1 pseudogene is annotated in these 788 nt (G+C 71.1%); it reads right to left on the bottom strand.

Annotated elements, in window-relative coordinates:
- A pseudogene (locus DBR34_RS21985) lies at positions 1-788 on the bottom strand (UvrD-helicase domain-containing protein); the annotation flags it as partial.

Here is a 788-nt window from a genome sequence, read left to right as displayed (position 1 = left end):
ATCTACGGCTTCCGCGGCGGCGCGGGATCGGCCTGGTGCTTGGCGTTGAGGTAGGTGTGGATGTCGCCGCCGCGGAAGCCGTAGATGGCCTGTTTGGGGTCGCCGATCAGGAACAGCGCCGGGGCCAGGCCCGCCGCGCGGGTTTCCTTCGAATCGCCGAACACGCGCTGGAAGATGCTCCACTGGCGGTCATCGGTGTCCTGGAACTCGTCCACCAGCGCGATCGCGTACTGCGCGCGCAGCTGTTGCACCAGCACGGCGCGATGCGGCCCCTCCAGCGCGTCGGCGACGCCGTCGATCAGGTCGTCATAGGTCTGCACGCGGCCGATCCGCTTGAGCTCGGCCAGGCGTGCGCGGGCCTGGTCGCGCAGCGCGTGCAGGAACGCGATGGCCTGGCCGCGCTGCCACTGCGCCAGCGCATCGGTGGCGGCCAGGTACAGCGCCAGTGCGTGCTGCAGCGGTGAGTGCGGCGTCTTGCCGGCGTGCGCCTTGTTGGTGCGCGCGCTGAGTTCTTCGGGGGTCAGCCGACGCAGCCGCTCCGGATCGGCGTCCAGCGGCGCGTCCAGAGCGTCCGCCCCGGCCCAGCGGTGCAGCTGCACGCTCAGCGGCTCCAGCCAGGCCAGCTTGTAGCTGTTGCCATTGAGTACCTTGGCCTCGACCGCGGTACAGACCTCGCCCATGAAGGCATCGCCGTGCTGGCGGTAGGCGTCGGCGAACTGGCGTGCGGCCAGCGCATGCGCCGGGCGCGGATCGTCGTTCAACCCGGCGGGCACCGGCGGCAGCAACGG

This window comes from Stenotrophomonas sp. HMWF003, from assembly GCF_003061285.1.
Taxonomy (GTDB): domain Bacteria; phylum Pseudomonadota; class Gammaproteobacteria; order Xanthomonadales; family Xanthomonadaceae; genus Stenotrophomonas; species Stenotrophomonas maltophilia_AP.
The sequence above is the reverse complement of the archived record's forward strand: the minus strand, read 5'-3'. Positions and strand labels throughout refer to the sequence as shown.